Below are 17,854 nucleotides of genomic sequence, written 5' to 3' on the forward strand. Positions count from 1 at the left end.
CCACTATGATGCAACAAGGGGGGAAACCGTGCGGTTTCTCCCTTTTTTAGCAATAGTAGTGGCAAAATTAGTGACAGGCAGTGCCCTGTTGTTTGCTTGACTGGAGAGATTTTTGAATATACCTGCTCTGCTTATCCTTGAAGATGGCAGTACGTTCTATGGTAAATCAATTGGTGCGAATGGAATGGGTGCAGGCGAGGTGGTTTTCAACACCGCCATCACTGGCTACCAGGAAATCCTGACCGATCCTTCCTACGCAAAACAGCTGGTCACCCTGACCTATCCCCATATCGGTAATGTCGGGGTTAATTCCGAAGACGTTGAATCCAGAAAAGTTTTCTGCGCCGGTCTCATTGTAAAAAATGTGCCGCAACGGTATAGCAATTGGCGAGCCCAACGATCACTCCCGGATTTTCTGATAGAGCAGGGCGTGGTGGCGATCAGCGATATTGATACCCGGAAGTTGACCAGACTGCTTCGAACCAAAGGTGCGCAACGCGGTTGTATCGCCGCCGGAGGAAGCATTGATGGCGATGCCGCCCTGAATGTCGCCTTAGAGGCCGCAAAGGCATTTCCGGGATTGGCGGGTATGGATTTGGCAAAACAGGTTTCCGTGGACCAGCCTTATCATTGGCGCGATGGAATTTGGAATTTGAAATCTGGATACCGATCCACAGCAAAACCGGCCACAGCAAAACATGATTGGAAAATTGTAGTCTGTGATTTTGGCATAAAGCACAATATATTGCGGATATTGGCGGCCCGCGGATGCGACATTACCGTGATGCCAGCCACCGCCACCGCCGATCAAATACTCGCATGTAACCCGAATGGCGTATTTTTGTCCAATGGGCCTGGGGATCCAGAACCCTGTGACTATGCGATCACCGCTATCCAAGAAATTTTGGATAACAATATACCCGTATTTGGTATTTGCCTTGGCCATCAGCTATTGGCGCTGGCCAGCGGCGCAAAAACCATGAAAATGAAATTTGGGCATCATGGCGCGAACCACCCGGTTCAGGATTTACACACCAAACAGGTATTGATTACCAGTCAGAATCATGGGTTCACGGTCGATGAAAATTCGTTAAACGATAAAATCAAGGTCACACATCGGTCATTATTCGATGGATCAATTCAGGGAATTGAGCGCATAGATAAACCTGCCTTTTCATTCCAGGGCCATCCCGAGGCGAGCCCTGGCCCAAAGGATATTGGTTATTTATTTGATAGATTTATCACTATGATAGAGAACAGCGCCAAGGCTGGGAGTCGTTTTAATGCCTAAACGCAGCGATATAAAGTCGGTTCTAATCATTGGCGCCGGGCCTATTGTCATTGGTCAGGCCTGCGAATTTGATTATTCCGGGGTGCAAGCCTGCAAGGCGTTAAAAGAAGAGGGCTATCGGGTGATTCTGGTCAATTCCAACCCGGCTACGATTATGACCGACCCGGATTTCGCGGATGCGACCTATATCGAACCAATAACCTGGCGTACTCTGGAGAAGATAATCGAACAGGAGCGACCAGACGCGATCTTGCCCACCATGGGCGGACAAACTGGGTTGAATTGTGCGTTGGATTTAAATCGCCATGGTGTTTTGAGCAAGTACAAAGTCGAGATGATTGGCGCAACCAGTGAAGCCATTGACAAAGCCGAGGATCGTGAGCTTTTCCGCATGGCAATGAAAAAGATAAATCTGGAAACCGTTAATGGCGAAATCGCGCATTCAATTGAGGATGCCCATGCCATAGCGGAAAAAATTGGCTTCCCGGCAATTATTCGACCGTCCTTCACTTTAGGCGGCAGTGGCGGCGGAATTGCTTACAACAGCAGTGAGTTCAACCAGATCTGCAGCCGCGGACTGGACGCATCGCCAACCAAAGAGTTGTTAATTGAAGAAAGTATCATCGGTTGGAAAGAATATGAAATGGAAGTGGTGCGGGACAGTCACGATAACTGCATTATTATCTGCTCGATTGAAAACCTCGATCCGATGGGGGTGCATACCGGAGATTCAATAACCGTTGCGCCGGCGCAGACTCTCACCGATAAAGAATACCAAATTATGCGCGATGCGAGTATCGCGGTGCTTCGTGAAATTGGTGTTGATACCGGCGGCTCAAATGTTCAGTTCGCAGTCAATCCACAGAACGGTCGGTTGATTATTATCGAAATGAATCCACGGGTGTCGCGGTCTTCAGCGTTAGCGTCCAAGGCCACGGGTTTTCCGATTGCCAAGGTGGCGGCTAAACTGGCCGTCGGGTTTACGCTGGACCAGTTAAGCAACGATATTACCGGGGGCGCGACCCCGGCGTCTTTTGAGCCGAGCATTGATTACGTGGTGACCAAAATTCCACGCTTCGATTTTGAAAAATTTCCCCAGGCGGATGCAACTTTGACCACCCAGATGAAATCCGTTGGCGAGGTCATGGCCATTGGCCGGACTTTTCAGGAATCTTTCCAAAAAGCACTGCGTGGATTGGAAATTAGCTCGCAGGGGTTGGATGAGCAAACCATTCCAAATGACAATTCAGCCGAGGAATTTATAACCGCTAAACTTCGAATTCCCGGTGCGAGCAGACCATGGTATGTCGCCGAAGCGTTCAGATTTGGGATGTCGGTGGAATACATCCACAAGATTTGCAAGATTGATCATTGGTTTCTCGCAGAAATCGAAGATTTGATAGTCACAGAAAGCGCTATTTCCAAAGCTACGCTTGAAAAATGCGGCTCTGATTTAAGCAAGCCCGATTTAATCACGCAAGATTCAATGCGGCAATGGAAGAAAAAAGGATTCTCTGATCGAAGAATTGCGACTTTAATGGGTGTCGATGAGCAAGCAATCAGAGACTTTAGGCATACCCATAATATTCATCCGGTATTCAAGCGAGTGGATTCTTGTGCGGCGGAGTTTGATACAACCACGGCGTATTTGTATTCCAGCTACGAGGATGAATGTGAAGCGCTGCCTACCAATAACCGGAAGATTATTGTCCTGGGCGGCGGCCCAAATCGAATTGGACAGGGAATTGAATTTGATTATTGCTGTGTCCACGCCGCTATGGCGTTGCGGGAGGATGGATTTGAGACCATTATGGTCAATTGCAATCCGGAAACCGTGTCCACGGACTACGATACTTCAGATAGATTGTATTTCGAATCCCTGACTTTGGAAGATGTGCTGGAAATTGTCCGGATTGAAAAACCGTTTGGCGTGATTGTGCAGTTTGGTGGACAAACGCCATTGAAGTTGGCGCGGGCGTTAGAGCATGCCGGTACGCCAATTATTGGCACAACACCGACATCGATACATCAAGCAGAAGATAGGGCGTTCTTTCAAAAACTGCTCTCTGACCTGGGGCTATTGCAACCGCCCAATCGAATTGCAAATAATTCAAAGGAGGCACTTACTCTAGCCGAAGAAATTGGCTATCCACTGGTGTTGCGACCTTCCTATGTTTTGGGTGGGCGGGGGATGGAAATTGTTTACGGTTCTGAAGATTTATCCGCTTATATGAAATCTGCTTTGAGCGTCTCATTTGACTCGCCGGTGTTGCTTGATCGGTTTTTGAATGATGCCGTAGAAGTCGATGTCGATGCGGTATGCGATGGGCAGGCAGTCGTGATTGGCGGCATCATGGAGCATATCGAAGAGGCCGGAGTGCATTCTGGAGACTCGGCCTGTTCGTTACCCCCATTTAGCTTATCGACTTCAATTCAAGATGAGTTGCGAAAGCAGACCAAAGCCATAGCATTGGCGCTTAACGTGGTTGGATTGATGAACGTACAATTCGCGGTCAAGGATAATCAAATTTACGTGCTTGAAGTCAATCCCAGAGCTTCAAGAACGGTGCCATTTGTATCCAAAGCAACGGCCCGGCCGTTAGCGAAAATTGCAGCCCGATGTATGGTCGGGCAATCTTTAATGGAGCAGGGAATTGTCAGCGAACAGGTTGCTGGATTTTATTCGGTAAAAGAGGCGGTATTTCCGTTTATTAAATTTCCCGGCGTTGATACCGTGTTGGGCCCGGAAATGAAAAGCACGGGCGAAGTGATGGGAATCGGCGAAAGTTTTGGCGAAGCGTTTGAAAAGGCGCAAAATGCCGCCAGTTATACGATTCCACGTAGCGGCACAGTTTTATTTAGCTTGCGCAGAGAAGACCAAGCCGATGCAATTGAAATTGCAGGTTACTTTCACAAGGCAGGTTTTAAAATTATTGCGACGGAAGGAACAGCGATAGTCATTAACAATGCAGGGATTCCAGCTAAAAGAGTCAACAAGGTGATCGAAGGTCGGCCGCACGTCGTCGACATGATAAAAAATGACGATTTCGATTTAATTATAAACACCACTTCCGGTAAACAGAGCTTAAAAGATTCCTATACAATTCGCCGTGAAGCTTTGCTTCATAAAGTGACCTACTATACGACATTGGCAGCAGCCAAAGCATCGGTAGAAGCACACCAACATGCTGGAACGATAACGGTTAACAAACTGCAGGCGCTTCACCGAAAACTCAAAAATAACCCCATCCTGATTTAGCTGCCCCGGATGACCTGAATGACATGGCACAGGCAATCGCATTTCAATTATTGATTTTTTCATCGGCGCATGATTGACACCATGTCGAAGCGGCAGCGCTCATGGGTGATGAGCCGTGTGCGCGGGCAGCATACGAAACCGGAGGTCGTGGTGAGAATGCTGTTGCATCGGCGCGGTCTGCGGTTTCGGTTGGGCGGGCGCGGATTGCCGGGCAAGCCGGATATCGTTCTGCCTAAGCATAGCACCGTGATTTTCGTGCACGGATGTTTCTGGCATCTTCATCGCGGATGCAAAAACGCGCGCATGCCGGCCAGCAACCAGGACTACTGGAAAAAGAAACTGGAAGCCAATCGGGCGCGCGATAAGGTCAATCTGGCGGCCCTGAAAAAAGCCGGGTGGAAGGTGGTCACGGTTTGGGAATGCGAGATTATGAAGTGCCCGAACCAAGTAGTGGACGATATTCTTCGCACACTGGGAATACGCAAGAAGATCGAATATGAACTCTCAATGCAGGATAGCGCGGTCTTGAAAGTGGCCGAGAAAAGGAGCCGATATTTAATTTCCGAGGGCGACAGGAAAAGGGACAAAACGACTTGATTTCGAGGGGCTTTCCGCAGTCTCTTCCTTCAATTGCCGCGAGTTTGTCCAGATAGTAATTCTCGGCAAGTATAGTAAATTGTGGCATCGAAACGTCTTTCGGGGCTCAGCAAACGTTCTCCGCCGTTCAAAATAATATCTTTCAGCACGTCTTTTGTTAGCACTGGTTTTGTCAGTCTTTCGTGGCGCATGTATTGGTGGGTGGCCGTTCCGCTTAGTGCCAATGCCTTGTCTGTCTGGTTTCCCATCCCCATTCCCTTGTATATTTTTTGGATGTCGACCTTGCCTTTTGTGTGCAGCTCATTCAAGCACCGCAACATACGAGCGCATTCCCGCATAGAGCGTGAAAGTTTCCCCCTTTTCGATTCACAGGCGAGATCAATGAAAGCTTTGCATACGGCGAAATCGGACCATACAAATACATCAAAGCAGTTGTCCGCCAACTGAGGGCTTTTTCCTTTTGTTTTCCATATCGGATGAATCAGAAAAGGCTTTTGTTTCTCATGGAAAGTTTTTAGGTATTCTTGCAGACGATCAATGACATCGGTTTTCTTAGAAGATATTTCGGTGGCGTTATTCCAATCTTGCACTTCAGCGGACAGTGGTTCCACGATGTTCCTGGCGGTAGCACATTGTCCAATGCTGTTATAAATGCTCAGTGCAGCATAGGAAGAAGTCGCGGGGCGGATAACCAGCTCACTACTCCAAGAGCTTTCATTTTCCAGTTTACAGGTGGTACTGTCGGGGACAACCGTTAGCTTTACTTCCAACGGGTTGAGGAATTGTGTGCCGGAAGTGTCTTTTGTCACAAGGTCAATCCTATCCAGACTATCGTACAAAAACTCGCGGAATGGCCCAAAAGCTGTTTCAAACTCGAATCGAATATTCGCTTCAGGCGCAGATGCTCCAAACACGTCAGCGAACGTGATCTCGTTTTCTTCTGTGCGGTGCGAGAAGTCGCTGTTCACGGCAATATAGATCGGGCGCATGCCGTGGTCGCGCATATAGCAACACAGGGAGACTGGGAAAGCACTGTTAAACTGGTTTTTGCCCCACAGATTCTGTTCGGATCTATTGGAGTTGACCAATCCATAGAGGGACGGCTTGCTCATTGTCGCGCCTGCATGATTGCGCGTGCGACAAACCCGCCAAGTTCCACCGGTACCGCATTGCCAATCATTTGCTCAACATCGGTTTTGTTTCCATGCCATTTCCATGATGTTGGGAAAGTCTGTATGCGTGAGCGCTCCTGAGTGGTCAGCGGCCTTGCCTTGTCGATTGGGGCAGCATCACCGGGATGGCCCGGGTAATTCGGCGGGATAGGCCTGTTCACGCCCCGAATTGTGGCCGATGGTTCGTTTGTCGAATAAATTGCGCGGCGCGAATAATTGCGCGGATGCCGATAATAGAACTGGGTGTCGATTTCATCTTTCATATAGTCGGCGACCGTGAGCGGTTGGCTGGCAAGCATACCAGCCAGGTGCGCAGCAAACGCGCCGTCCGGCAGGTTCTGCGCACCGACGCAGAAAAACCTCTTGCGCCGTTGCGGGACACCGCAGTAGCTGGCATCCAGCACAACCTCGGTCAGCCCGTAATCGCTTCCCTTGAACACCTTGCGGGCGCGGGCGTAAGACATGCTGTTCCGCGCCCGTTCGACGTTTTCCATGACAAACAGCATCGGCTTGATGAGCGTTATTATGCGGGCAAAAGATTGTGTCAGATCGGCGTTTTTTCTTTCCTTTCGCTTGCCGGCGCTGGAGAAATCCTGGCATGGCGGACCGCCGATGATGATGTTCGGGGAGTGTTGCGCGATATGCCTGGCCGCCGATTTCTCGTTGGACAAATCAAGTAAATAAACCGGATGGCGCAAGTTCCTGTCATGCACGGCGCTTGCCTTGGCCCAGATATCATACGCGGCGATCACATCGAAGCCAGCCTGCTCAAACCCCAAACCAAGTCCGCCAACCCCAGCGAATAAATCGACAACCTTGTTCATGCTCGTGTTTTCACTTTCGCCAGTGATTGAAATTCTGTCTTGTTTAATTATATCGCAAATGTTTTAGTGCACGGATATGTTCGGGGCCGGTTCCACAACAACCGCCAACGATCTGCACACCGTGTTTTTTTATCCATTTTTTGACTTCTGCGGCATAGTCCAGGGGCGAGCAAACTTCTTCAAAACGCCATTCCGGCAACAACAAGCAGCCGGTTTCGGCATAGGCAAGTTTTGCGCCTGACCAGTGTTTTCCCAGCACTTCAAGGGCGGGCTCAATATTACCTACCTGGGTGTGCATGATTCCTGCAGCCTGGCCACCAAGCGGGCTCAGCGTTTTAACCAGCGTGGTAAAATCAGGAGCAGTCGCGATGCTATCGGTGTTTTTCCAACGCAAGCTTTTTACATCAATGCCGTCTTCGGCCATCATCGTGCTGTATCCGATCCAGACCGGAAGGCCGGTGGAGACGGCGGCGTTGATAACCATGGTTGCATTGTCAATATCCCTCATCATTTCCGTAATGATCAGGTCCACCCCGGCCAGTGCCAGCGCTTCAGCAAGTTCCTGATAACTTGCTTCCACATGCGCGCCTGTGGCGACTTCCCGATGGCTGGTCAATGGCGGCATGCTGGACATGGACCCGGCGATCCATACATCGTCATCGGCCGCATTGTCACGTGCCTGTTTTGCAATTTGCACTGATTTAAAGTTAAGCGCTTGAGCTTCGTGTCCCAGATTGATACTTTCCAGAACATGCCGTGCGGTGGAATAGGTGTTTGCTGTTATGACCTGGGCGCCCGCACGGATATAGTCTTCGTGTACCTGACGCACTTGGTCGGGGTGAGTTTTGGTGGTTAATCCGCTCCAGACATTGGCATCCAATGGTACCCCTCGTTTCTGAATTTCAGTACTGACACCGCCATCCAGCAGGATAATCTCATTGCGGTCTAGTCGTTCACTTAACGAAGCCATAATCTTTAAAAACCTTGAGCGTTGAATGTTTTTTGAGCGGTGGTTGTTTTAAGGTTTGAGCGATTGTGTCATGAATGAATGTAGCAGGTTTAAATAAACAATCGGCGACTGGCCAAAATGACAGCCCTTCAGTCAACCCTATTTGCCCCCGATTCCTGTTTTTACGCGGGGACTGTTGCAGAAACCCTGGTTTTCCTGCATCCATCAATTCGCCGAATAGCCGCCATCAAGCATGTATATACTGCCGGTACAATAAGCCGCGGCATCCGATGCCAAATAAACAGCCAGTCCGGCGACCTCGTCGGCGGTGCCGATGCGCTTGAGCGGTATGCGCTTTAGAAACCGTTCCAAAATCGCCTGATTGCTCCACAGGGCTTCGCTGAATTTTGTTTCGATCAATCCGGGGCAAATCGCATTCACCCGAATATTGTCCGCGCCCCAATCCTGTGCCATGACTTGGGTCAGGTTATTTATCGCCGCTTTGCTGACGCTGTATATGCCGATGCCCGATTGTGGGGTAACGCCGCCTATTGAGCTGATGTGAATGATCGAGCCGCCGCGTTGTTTGAGAATCGGGTAGGCTTTTTTGCATAATTCAAGCGGGCCTTTTAGATTGACATCAATGATCTTGTCGAAAGCGCTTTGTTCGGTTTTTTGAATTGGACCAGATACGGGATTGGCGGCGGCGTTGTTAATGATAATGTCCAATCCACCATATGCTTCCACCGTTTTATCGACCAGGGCGTGGGCCTGGTCGATGTTTCCAATGTTCGCGGCGATACCGATTGCCTTCAGCCCATCCGCTCTAAAGGCATCAGCAACGGTTTCAACCGCTTCCTGATTACGACTACTGACCACCACCTTGGCCCCAAATTCGGCCAGCCCGCGCGCTATGGCTTCGCCAATTCCCTTGCTGGCACCGGTGATTAAGGCGACTTTACCTTCCAATTGAAACAACGGCTGGATACGATTTCGAGTTGACATTAAAAGATGCCAGAGGAATTAAGGAATCCTGATTAAAACCGAAAAATGCGGGATAATCAAATTAACAGGACGAATGAATGAATTCCCCGCGCTAAAGCGCATCTCATGAGTGTTTGACTGGATTGTGCGTATCATCCCTGATTGTTGTGCCCCTGCGGGTTCGCTACGATCAAGAAAAAATTGCAGGAGTAATTTTTCACGCACGCCCCGAGCGGATAACCGGCTAGTGAGTATTTTGCATTAACTGGGCGATGCGTTGTGAATCCGGGCCGCTTTCCAGCGCAATGGTGATCAACATGGTTAAGGGAATGGAGAGAAACATCCCGACCGGTCCCAATACCCAGCCCCAGAAAATCAGGGAAACAAACACCACGAAGGAAGACAGGTTCAAACCGCCGCCCATTAGTCGGGTTTCGATAATATTTCCAATCACGATGTTAATGACTACATAACCCGCAGTAACCCATAACGCGGTGACCAGGCCGTGGTCAACCAATGCCAGCAATACGGCCGGGATGCCGGCCAGAACGGAGCCGACATAGGGTATGAAATTCAGGAAAAACGCCAATACCGCCCAAAGAAAAACGTAGTCAATTTTCAATATCCACAACACCACGGCAACACAAATCGCAGTTAATACACTGGTGGCCGCCTTTAACGCGAGATAACGAATCACTTTTCCAGTAAATGCCTGGAGTCTTTTCATCGACTGATCCGGACTTTTTAAGGCGTGCCTGAGTTTATTGGGCAAGTTTGCCACCTCTGCCAGGATAAACAGCACGGCCAGAAATACCACGAGTCCGTCTGCCAGAATGTTGCTCAAGCCACTGAGCATATAGTTGAGCAGCTTGATCAGCGAGTCAGGATTCATTTGTTCGGCAATGCCGTCCACGGGTAACGAATATCCCCAGCGCATGATGGTTGCGTTGAACTGTTCATACATTGCCGCGAGGTTTTGTTTATATCTGGGCAGCGAATTGCTGAATTGATCGAGGGAGCTGGCGATTAGGCTAAACACCGCAACGCCTAATAGTCCAACTATCCCGAGGATAACAATCAATGCGACCACAGTTGGGAATCCACGACGCTGCATCCAAAATAATGCCGGGGTGCAGACGATGGATATGAACACCGCCATTAATAATGGAGAAACGATGCCGCTTGCACTCTTGAGTCCCGCGATCAACACGACAATTGCAGCGCCGACTAATATCATCCTTGCTGTTGGAGAAAAGTTATTTGAAAATTCCATACAAATCTATTGTGTGTATTGCCCTATCGTATTTATTGGCGTGTGTATTAGCTTATCGCTGTGCGGTTTGCCTCTGTCGGGAGATCAATTTCTTGAACGACAGATTCGCCCACGGGTGGCGCCTCCACGAGTTGTGTTTTGGCCAAACTTTCCGTTAGCGGCAGTCTGATAATAACACGTAATCCCGGCGCGTTATCCTGCAGGCTAATGGTGCCGCGATGCAATGCAATGACTGCCGACACCATGCTCAAACCAAGGCCGTTGCCACTGCTGCTGCGACTTTGATCAAGCCGGTAAAATCGACGAAAAACTGTATCCCGTTCTGACTCGGGAATGCCCGGACCATTGTCGGCGATGGTGATCACAAGCTCGGCATTCAATCGAATTAACGATAGTGAGAGATTGCCGCAATCGGGCATGTATTTAATCGCATTTTCAACCACATTGGCAAATGCCTGGAATAAAAGGTTCTGATCTCCCTGAGATTTTATGTTGGCTTGTAAAGTTGTTTCCAGGGTCTGGTGTTTTTCTTCAATCAACGGCTCATAAAATTCAACGATGTCCCGCAGTAGCGCATGAAAATCAATCATGGAAAACCCGGCCCTGACCTGGCCCGCTTCAATTCGCGCAATGCGAAGCAACGCATTAAAGGTTACCAGTAATGAGTCAGCTTCCTTGATCGATTGTTCCAGGTTTATGGCAGACTTTGAGGTCGGCTCTTCCCGTAGCCTTGCCTCTTCCAAATGTTGTCGCAACCTTGCCAGAGGCGTGCGCAAGTCGTGTGCAATGTTGTCGGATACCCGGCGCACATCTTCCATAAGCATTTGTATTCGATCCAGCATTTGGTTGAGATTATCCGCCACCTGGTCAAAATCATCATTACGACCGGTTACCGGAATTCGTCTCGATAAATCTCCGGACATAATGCTTTTGGTGGTTTGATTTATCCGCTCGATCTTTCTTACCGTTTTTCTACTCAATACCAGTCCGCCAAGGAATGCCAGCAAGACCATGATGACCAGCCCCCAGGCCAATGCCTGAATTATTCTTCTTTTAGCTTCGGTGAGCTGGTTTATATCGCGACCGACCAACAATCCATACTTTTCGGGCAGGCGAAAAATCTTGGCTCTCGCCAAATGAGTTTCATTGGTTTGTTCATTTCTTTCTAAACTGAATTCAATCCAGTCGTTATTACTGGACGCATTGCTGGGCCAGCGGTCGAGATTTCCCACCACCGGTTGCAAGGTGAATGTGGTCAGTAAATAAATAGAATTACCCGTGGCTTGCTGCCGGTTCACCCGTTCAGAGATCAATGTGGTTAATCCCCGAAGTCCCTCCTGATCGTATCGCTCGACCAGACCCTGGATTTCTGCCTGTATCGTGCTGTCCATTTGCTGGGTCATATAGGACGCGGTAAAAATATAGAAGAAATAAAACAGCAATAATGTTGACGCGCTAAAGATGATGGCGTACAGCAACGCCAGTCGAAGGGTGTAACTATGAAATAAACTATGTCTTTGCCGCACGTAAAATATATCCCGCGCCGCGCACAGTGTTTAACAGCTGGGTATCAAAATTTTTATCTATTTTTCCGCGCAGACGGCTGATATGAACATCTATGACATTGGTTTGTGGATCAAAATTATAGTCCCAAACATTTTCCAGCAGCATGGTTCGGGTGACCACCTGATTGCGATGACGCATCAAATATTCAAGCAACCGAAATTCGCGCGGTTGTAAATCAATGAATGTGTCACCTCGCTTGACTTCTCGATCGAGCAAATTCATTACCAGATCCCCTGCCGCCAAAGTAGTTTCCAGGGTGCCCGCAGCGGATCTTCTTTCCAGTGCTTCCAGCCGTGCCAGCAATTCAGAGAATGCGAATGGCTTGGTTAAATAATCATCACCCCCCGCTTTTAGGCCTTCTACGCGCTCGTCCACATCACCCAAAGCGCTTAAAATCAAGGCCGGAGTATGGTTGTTTTGTAACCGCAAGGCGGCAATGACAGTGAGTCCATCCATAACCGGCAACATTCGGTCAACGATTAATGCCTGGTAGTTTTCGCTGGTCGCCATCGATAAACCATCATCACCCTGAACCGCTATGTCAACGGCATGTCCGGCCTCCGCCAATCCTTTTTGTATGTAGGCCGCGGTCGCTTGGTCGTCTTCGATTATCAATACGCGCATGAGTTTCTCCAAGGCGGGATGGTGGTGCTATGGTGAACGAAAAATGATATGGTATTGTAAATGATAATCGATTGTCAATCGGTGCGGCCGCCAGCCAATAAAGTTCAACATGTCGGAATACAGCGGGCGTCGCTTGAATCAGAGATGAACAAGGCATGTCGACTTGATCCGGGCTTGACCCAAGTCATCGATCAAGTGGGTTATCCTGAGCCGCGCATAAGAAAACCAGGTTTCTCGACTTTGGTTGGGATTATTAATGCGCAACAGTTATCCACCAAAGCAGCTGCTGCAATCTGGGACAGACTCGAAAAATCGAACCGTGGAGCAGTCACACCAAGAAAAATACTGAATCGGACGCCTACCCAGCTACGGCAGTGCGGGTTGTCGGCAAGAAAAATAAGTTATGTTAGAGGATTGGCTGAAATGGTATTGGCCAAAGACTTGATACTGGAGGGTATGGAAACACTGACCGATAGCGGGGTGATTTTGGAACTCACCAAAATCAAGGGAATGGGTAGGTGGTCAGCGGAAATTTACGCCATGTTCGCTTTGGGTCGCGCCGACATATTTCCGGCAAATGACCTGGCGTTGCAAACGGCGGTGCAGCGTTATCAAAAACTTTGCAGTCGCCCTGATGAAAAACAAACCAGAAATCTCAGCGAGAAATGGTCGCCGCACCGAACCAGCGTGGCGTTGTTGATGTGGAAGTATTATGGCTCAGCGACTCTGGATTGACTGTGGGGCATTGCGGCCATCGACAATGGCCGGACGCTCGTTGAATTCACGAGCGCAGAGACTTGGTTGACAAATTATCGCTTGACCAGAAATGCGGCTTACTCTAACATGACTGGAAATGCCAACCAGAAATCCCGTCGCCAGAATGCACAACGGTTATTCAATAGCATTACACGGCACTGACTTGACTCGCCATATCCTGCTGATGCGGGTGCGTTCCTTTGTCTTTGCGTGCATCAGTTTTCTGATTGGCAGTATCCCATTCATCAGCGTGTCGTTGGCTAAGGAAATAATCTCATTCAACAGCGCGGTACTGCCGCCGACGCCATTCATGATTCGTGTATCCAAAGCACAAGGTATGCCGACCAGGCAAGGAAAACCTGGGGATGCATTATCAGCGACACTGACAATGCCAGAGGGGGAAGGCCCGTTTGCTGTCGTTCTGATGTTTCCTGCCTGCAAGGGCTGGACCGACCTGGAGCAAGACTGGCCAGCACAAATTGTTCAATGGGGGTATGTCGCGGTGCAAGTAAATAGCGTGACATCACGTTCGCATATTAGCATGAACTGTGATCATCCAGCCCGCTATGGCGACATTGTGAGTAGCACTGATTTGTTGTTCGATGGCATGGGCGCACTGGAGTATTTGAGCGCATTGCCTCACATTGATACGGAAAGAGCCGCCATCATGGGATGGGGGTTGGGCGGTTCGGGATCAGTAAAATCCGTGAATGCCCACGGATATGCGCGGCTATTTAAGCGGCGATTCAAGGCGGCGGTGGCGTTTTCTCCGGATTGTGAAATGGACTCGGAATATATTGCGCCATCCTTGGTGTTTGTGGGCGAGAAAGACGAGTTGTTGCGTACCTTATTATGCCAGGAGATGTTGAAAAAAACCGAGCCAAATCAAAAGCATTTATTTACCCTCAGAATAATTGAAGGCGCCGGACACGAGTTCGATGTTGACCAGACGGGATGGGTTGGTGATCGGGTTCAAGCCTTTTTACAACAGCATATCGGCCAATGATGACCGTATCAAAGCCGACTCGCGTGGGGGGGCATCGGATGCCGTATTCAGGGTACTTACTGACGCACCCGTTTTAACACAAAAGTGAAATTAGCGGTTTGCCGGGCATCGCTTGTCGCAGTGCTATGACAGCCTAGGCAAGTTCCATCTTGATTGGTTTGAATATAGGTTTCTATGGTTGAATTGGTCAGATACCTGGGGACTTCACCGTTTGGAAACATCAGATCCTTATTGGCTCCTTTCCACTGCGTGGTTAGCAATTGATAATTTGCCCAAACGGTGCCAGATAGTTTTTGTTGCCAGATTTGATTGATCGCCTGCGTGCCTAAAGACGGTTTCCAGCACCGAACCGCCTGAACACCATAGCCATTTTCTGCCACGGCGGTGGCGGCAAAGGGTGCCAGCGACGACCACTTCCAGCTCTGTCTGGCTTGGGAATCGATCCAATTTGTTTTGCAGTCCGGACAGTCTTTTTGGTAGAAAGAATAGCGATGTGCCGGTGGGTTGGCGATTTGACAACCGCCCGGAAATAACTCTTCGGCAAAAATACTGTTTGGCCCGCGCGCGTTATCCGCCGTGGGTACATTATCTATATGCTCAAAAGTTGTCCATATCCAATCATCCCCATTGCCGCTTTGCGTGCGATGCATAATGTGCATACCGACCAATCCAAGTTTGGCTTTAACGCACAAAGGTTTGCCAGTGATAGTGTCTCTTCCATCTATGGCGATTAAACTATTGACAGTATGATAACGCCTAGGGTCATCCTTTGAATGTGGCTGCAAAATGCGCCACGCCGATTTAATTTGCAACGCCCCCACGGAACCTCCCGTTCTTGCTTCAACATTGGTGTAGTGACCTAGAGGAAACTCAATTGGAATTCCGCTATTCTTAAATGCGATTTGGCCAGCAACGCTCTCAAGGCCATTTGTATAGATGTATGTCTCCACCACCGGGTTCACCCGGACATCATAGACAACATAGTTCAGGTTACGGTCGATCAAAGGCTGGCCCGTGGCCTGTATGAACTCATCCATCACCAAAACCGATTTATTCCTGGGCCGACCGGCGCAAACATTATTACCGGGCAGATCGAATAGCTGTGTAGGGTTTTTATAGTGGTTCCATACTCGTGGCGCCTCCGGATCGGTACCAATCAGGTTTCTTTGGGGATGACCCTTGTCGTCCGTGGGCCAGTTCAATGCGATGAATGATTTCCAGGAAAACAAGTCAAATGGGTTTTGCGCGGACGGGATAATCAGCCGATAGACAAAGGACGCACTGAAATCCGTGACATCATGGGGCAGATACGAGCAAAGCTGGTCAATGGGCGCTTTTTCACAAAAATCATTCTCCAGATCCAACGCTTTCTGCTCAGTCTCGGGCGGTGTATCTTGTGCGAAAGCCTGACCAAAGACCGGGCCAAAGAGTAGGCACAGAACCAGCACTACGGGGATACGCTGCATGGGCAGAACGACAAATGCCGAATGGAGGTGTTATGGAAAATCTCCCGCATACCTTGGACGTGAGCTGCTTGCCGGCCGACTAACCACTCATCAGTGTGTGAACAACGATTGTCGGCGAGCGGACGAGTTTTCGCTAATGGCTGAGTATCTGGCTTAAGAACAATTTGGTGCGGTCGTGTTGCGGGTGGTCGAAGAATAAATCCGGGGTGTTTTCTTCGATAATTTCGCCGACATCCATGAAAATCACGCGGTTGGCGACGGTTTTGGCGAAGCCCATTTCGTGGGTTACGCATAACATGGTCATGCCTTCCTGCGCCAGTTCAACCATGACATCCAGCACTTCCTTGATCATTTCCGGGTCAAGCGCAGAGGTCGGCTCGTCGAACAGCATAATGCGCGGGTTCATGCACAAACTACGGGCGATGGCCACGCGCTGTTGCTGACCGCCGGACAACTGGCCGGGGAACTTGTTTGCCTGCTCCGGGATTTTGACCCGCTCAAGGTATTTCATGGCGATTTCCACGGCTTCGGCCTTGGGGGTTTTGCGCACCCAAATCGGCGCCAGTGTGCAGTTTTCCAGGACGGTTAAATGCGGGAAAAGATTAAAATGCTGGAACACCATGCCGACTTCCCGGCGCACCGTTTCGATATTTTTCAGGTCATTGGTAAGTTCCACGCCATCGACGATAATATCCCCTTGCTGGTGCTCTTCCAGCCGGTTGATACAGCGAATCATGGTGGACTTGCCGGAGCCGGATGGGCCGCAGATAACGATTCGTTCACCGCTGGTTACCGACAGATTGATATCCTTCAGCACATGAAATTCGCCATACCATTTGTGCATGGCCACAATATTGATGGCGAGATTGGCGTTCTGAGTTTGATCGACTTGGGTTTGATTAGACATATCGGTTTGATTAGGCATAACAGAAATACCTCATTATTTTTTTGGCGTTATCGTTTGTGTCCGGTTTCGAGTTTTCCTTCGAGATAGAGCGAATAGCGGGACATCGCGAAGCACGAGATAAAGAAAAATATAGCGACGAAAATATAGACTTCATTGGAAAGCCCAGTCCATTTGGTGTCGGCAAGCGAGGCGCGGCCGATGCCGAGCGGGTCGAGCAAGCCGATGATAATAACCAACGTGGTGTCTTTGTACAGACCGATGAAGGTGTTGACGATGCCCGGAATGGAAATTTTCAGCGCCTGCGGCAGCACGATGAGGCGCATCGCTGGCCAGTATTTCAAGCCCAGCGCATCGCCTGCTTCAATCTGACCGTTGGGAATCGCTTGCAGCCCGCCACGAATCACCTCGGCCATATAGGCCGAAGCAAACAGCGTTACCATAATCAACACGCGCAACAACAAATCAAACTTGGTGCCCGGCGGCAAGAAGTAACTGAGCATGGTGGAAGCGACAAATAGCAGCGTAATCAGCGGCACGCCGCGGATAAATTCGATGAAGCCGATGCAGAAAACCCTGATCAGCGGCAGTCTGGATGACCGGCCTAACGCCAGCAGAATGCCGATGGGCAAGGAAAAAGCGATGCCGGTTACGCCGATTACCAAGGTCAGCATAATGCCGCCGAATTTGTCGGTGGCCACCGCCGGCAGTTCCAGTCCGAGTATATTCCCCCCGACCAGCAACCAACCGGCAATAAACGGGAACGCGACCGCATAGTAAAGGCCGTATTTGCGGTGGGGAACCTTGTCGAACAATACTGGCACCATCGCCAGGCACAGCAACACAAACGAAAGATTGACGCGCCAACGCTGTTCCAGCGGATAAAATCCGTAGGTGAAAAGCTTGAATCTTTCACCGATGAAAGCCCAGCAGGCACCCTCTCCGGCGACCCGGCAGGCATTGCGATCCTCGCCGGTAAATACCGCATCGAGAAATAGCCAGTTGAGTGCCGACGGCACAATGATGTACAGGAACCAGGCCGCTAAAGCCGTCAGCACAATATTGGTCGGAGACGACAGCAGATTCCCGCGAATCCATGCGATTGGGCCAACCAGATTTGCCGGCGCCGGCAGATTCGGATGTTGGCCGGGCGCATAGCTTTTTTCGTTTGATGCCATGATGG

The 17,854-nt window shown here is 49.7% G+C and carries 15 protein-coding genes; 5 read left to right on the forward strand and 10 right to left on the reverse strand.

All coding sequences use genetic code 11. The features are described 5' to 3' along the window. Positions 1 to 112: 112 nt before the first annotated feature. The 3 genes from carA (at position 113) to ACPXXB_RS10300 (ending at position 5,147) form a co-directional block, all read left to right on the forward strand. Positions 113 to 1,291: a glutamine-hydrolyzing carbamoyl-phosphate synthase small subunit gene (gene carA / locus ACPXXB_RS10290; protein WP_423907189.1), complete on the forward strand. Its 1,179-nt coding sequence runs from the start codon at positions 113 to 115 to the stop codon at positions 1,289 to 1,291. Then, complete coding sequence (gene carB, locus ACPXXB_RS10295) at positions 1,284 to 4,550, forward strand: carbamoyl-phosphate synthase large subunit (RefSeq protein WP_423907190.1); 3,267 nt, start codon at positions 1,284 to 1,286, stop codon at positions 4,548 to 4,550. Before carA ends, carB begins: the two co-directional genes overlap by 8 nt. 69 nt (positions 4,551 to 4,619) lie before the next feature. Further along, positions 4,620 to 5,147 carry a very short patch repair endonuclease gene (locus tag ACPXXB_RS10300; RefSeq protein ID WP_423907192.1) on the forward strand — a complete coding sequence of 176 codons (528 nt, stop codon included), beginning with the start codon at positions 4,620 to 4,622 and terminating at the stop codon, positions 5,145 to 5,147. A gap of 29 nt (positions 5,148 to 5,176) precedes the next feature. Here the strand turns inward: ACPXXB_RS10300 and ACPXXB_RS10305 are convergent, their stop codons facing one another. From ACPXXB_RS10305 to ACPXXB_RS10335, 7 genes are all read right to left on the reverse strand, one after another. Further along, positions 5,177 to 6,259, reverse strand: a complete 1,083-nt coding sequence (locus ACPXXB_RS10305; protein ID WP_423907193.1) for a HindVP family restriction endonuclease — start codon at positions 6,257 to 6,259, stop codon at positions 5,177 to 5,179. Further along, positions 6,256 to 7,143, reverse strand: a complete 888-nt coding sequence (locus tag ACPXXB_RS10310) for a DNA cytosine methyltransferase (RefSeq protein ID WP_423907195.1) — start codon at positions 7,141 to 7,143, stop codon at positions 6,256 to 6,258. The genes ACPXXB_RS10305 and ACPXXB_RS10310 overlap by 4 nt, the downstream gene beginning before the upstream one ends. Positions 7,144 to 7,186: 43 nt before the next feature. Beyond that, positions 7,187 to 8,113: a homocysteine S-methyltransferase family protein gene (locus ACPXXB_RS10315; protein WP_423907197.1), complete on the reverse strand. Its 927-nt coding sequence runs from the start codon at positions 8,111 to 8,113 to the stop codon at positions 7,187 to 7,189. A gap of 204 nt (positions 8,114 to 8,317) precedes the next feature. Beyond that, positions 8,318 to 9,097: an SDR family NAD(P)-dependent oxidoreductase gene (locus ACPXXB_RS10320; RefSeq protein ID WP_423907199.1), complete on the reverse strand. Its 780-nt coding sequence runs from the start codon at positions 9,095 to 9,097 to the stop codon at positions 8,318 to 8,320. 223 nt (positions 9,098 to 9,320) lie between these two features. Then, the gene (locus tag ACPXXB_RS10325) at positions 9,321 to 10,349 is read right to left on the reverse strand and encodes an AI-2E family transporter (protein WP_423907201.1); all 1,029 of its coding nucleotides are present in this window, start codon (positions 10,347 to 10,349) and stop codon (positions 9,321 to 9,323) included. A gap of 47 nt (positions 10,350 to 10,396) precedes the next feature. Then, a complete protein-coding gene (locus ACPXXB_RS10330; protein WP_423907203.1) occupies positions 10,397 to 11,875 on the reverse strand; it encodes an ATP-binding protein in 1,479 nt (492 codons plus the stop codon). After that, positions 11,859 to 12,539: a winged helix-turn-helix domain-containing protein gene (locus ACPXXB_RS10335; RefSeq protein ID WP_423907204.1), complete on the reverse strand. Its 681-nt coding sequence runs from the start codon at positions 12,537 to 12,539 to the stop codon at positions 11,859 to 11,861. Before ACPXXB_RS10335 ends, ACPXXB_RS10330 begins: the two co-directional genes overlap by 17 nt. 144 nt (positions 12,540 to 12,683) lie before the next feature. Between ACPXXB_RS10335 and ACPXXB_RS10340 the strand changes: the two genes are divergently transcribed. Next, the gene (locus tag ACPXXB_RS10340; protein WP_423907205.1) at positions 12,684 to 13,274 is read left to right on the forward strand and encodes a DNA-3-methyladenine glycosylase family protein; all 591 of its coding nucleotides are present in this window, start codon (positions 12,684 to 12,686) and stop codon (positions 13,272 to 13,274) included. Between the two features lie 358 nt (positions 13,275 to 13,632). After that, positions 13,633 to 14,301 carry a dienelactone hydrolase family protein gene (locus ACPXXB_RS10345; RefSeq protein ID WP_423911120.1) on the forward strand — a complete coding sequence of 223 codons (669 nt, stop codon included), beginning with the start codon at positions 13,633 to 13,635 and terminating at the stop codon, positions 14,299 to 14,301. Positions 14,302 to 14,357: 56 nt separating this feature from the next. On the opposite strand, the gene ACPXXB_RS10350 is transcribed toward ACPXXB_RS10345, so the two are convergent. From ACPXXB_RS10350 to ACPXXB_RS10360, 3 genes are all read right to left on the reverse strand, one after another. After that, positions 14,358 to 15,767, reverse strand: a complete 1,410-nt coding sequence (locus tag ACPXXB_RS10350; protein WP_423907207.1) for a hypothetical protein — start codon at positions 15,765 to 15,767, stop codon at positions 14,358 to 14,360. A 133-nt stretch (positions 15,768 to 15,900) separates the two neighbouring features. Next, positions 15,901 to 16,674, reverse strand: a complete 774-nt coding sequence (locus ACPXXB_RS10355) for an amino acid ABC transporter ATP-binding protein (RefSeq protein ID WP_423911123.1) — start codon at positions 16,672 to 16,674, stop codon at positions 15,901 to 15,903. A 47-nt stretch (positions 16,675 to 16,721) separates the two neighbouring features. After that, on the reverse strand, positions 16,722 to 17,849 hold the full coding sequence (locus ACPXXB_RS10360) for an amino acid ABC transporter permease (RefSeq protein ID WP_423907208.1): 1,128 nt from the start codon (positions 17,847 to 17,849) through the stop codon (positions 16,722 to 16,724). Between the last annotated feature and the right edge of the window lie 5 nt (positions 17,850 to 17,854).

It is taken from the genome of Candidatus Spongiihabitans sp. (assembly GCF_965237845.1).
Lineage (GTDB): Bacteria > Pseudomonadota > Gammaproteobacteria > Arenicellales > Poriferihabitantaceae > Spongiihabitans.

Excerpts from the sequence above, each read along its gene's own strand:
- ACPXXB_RS10340 (WP_423907205.1), top strand. The coding sequence starts at position 12,684 with ATGAACAAGGCATGTCGACTTGATCCGGGCTTGACCCAAGTCATCGAT.
- ACPXXB_RS10315 (WP_423907197.1), bottom strand. The coding sequence starts at position 8,113 with ATGGCTTCGTTAAGTGAACGACTAGACCGCAATGAGATTATCCTGCTG.
- ACPXXB_RS10310 (WP_423907195.1), bottom strand. The coding sequence starts at position 7,143 with ATGAACAAGGTTGTCGATTTATTCGCTGGGGTTGGCGGACTTGGTTTG.
- ACPXXB_RS10300 (WP_423907192.1), top strand. The coding sequence starts at position 4,620 with ATGATTGACACCATGTCGAAGCGGCAGCGCTCATGGGTGATGAGCCGT.
- ACPXXB_RS10345 (WP_423911120.1), top strand. The coding sequence starts at position 13,633 with ATGCCGACCAGGCAAGGAAAACCTGGGGATGCATTATCAGCGACACTG.
- carB (WP_423907190.1), top strand. The coding sequence starts at position 1,284 with ATGCCTAAACGCAGCGATATAAAGTCGGTTCTAATCATTGGCGCCGGG.
- ACPXXB_RS10350 (WP_423907207.1), bottom strand. The coding sequence starts at position 15,767 with ATGCAGCGTATCCCCGTAGTGCTGGTTCTGTGCCTACTCTTTGGCCCG.
- ACPXXB_RS10325 (WP_423907201.1), bottom strand. The coding sequence starts at position 10,349 with ATGGAATTTTCAAATAACTTTTCTCCAACAGCAAGGATGATATTAGTC.
- ACPXXB_RS10320 (WP_423907199.1), bottom strand. The coding sequence starts at position 9,097 with ATGTCAACTCGAAATCGTATCCAGCCGTTGTTTCAATTGGAAGGTAAA.
- ACPXXB_RS10305 (WP_423907193.1), bottom strand. The coding sequence starts at position 6,259 with ATGAGCAAGCCGTCCCTCTATGGATTGGTCAACTCCAATAGATCCGAA.
- ACPXXB_RS10335 (WP_423907204.1), bottom strand. The coding sequence starts at position 12,539 with ATGCGCGTATTGATAATCGAAGACGACCAAGCGACCGCGGCCTACATA.
- ACPXXB_RS10355 (WP_423911123.1), bottom strand. The coding sequence starts at position 16,674 with ATGTCTAATCAAACCCAAGTCGATCAAACTCAGAACGCCAATCTCGCC.
- ACPXXB_RS10360 (WP_423907208.1), bottom strand. The coding sequence starts at position 17,849 with ATGGCATCAAACGAAAAAAGCTATGCGCCCGGCCAACATCCGAATCTG.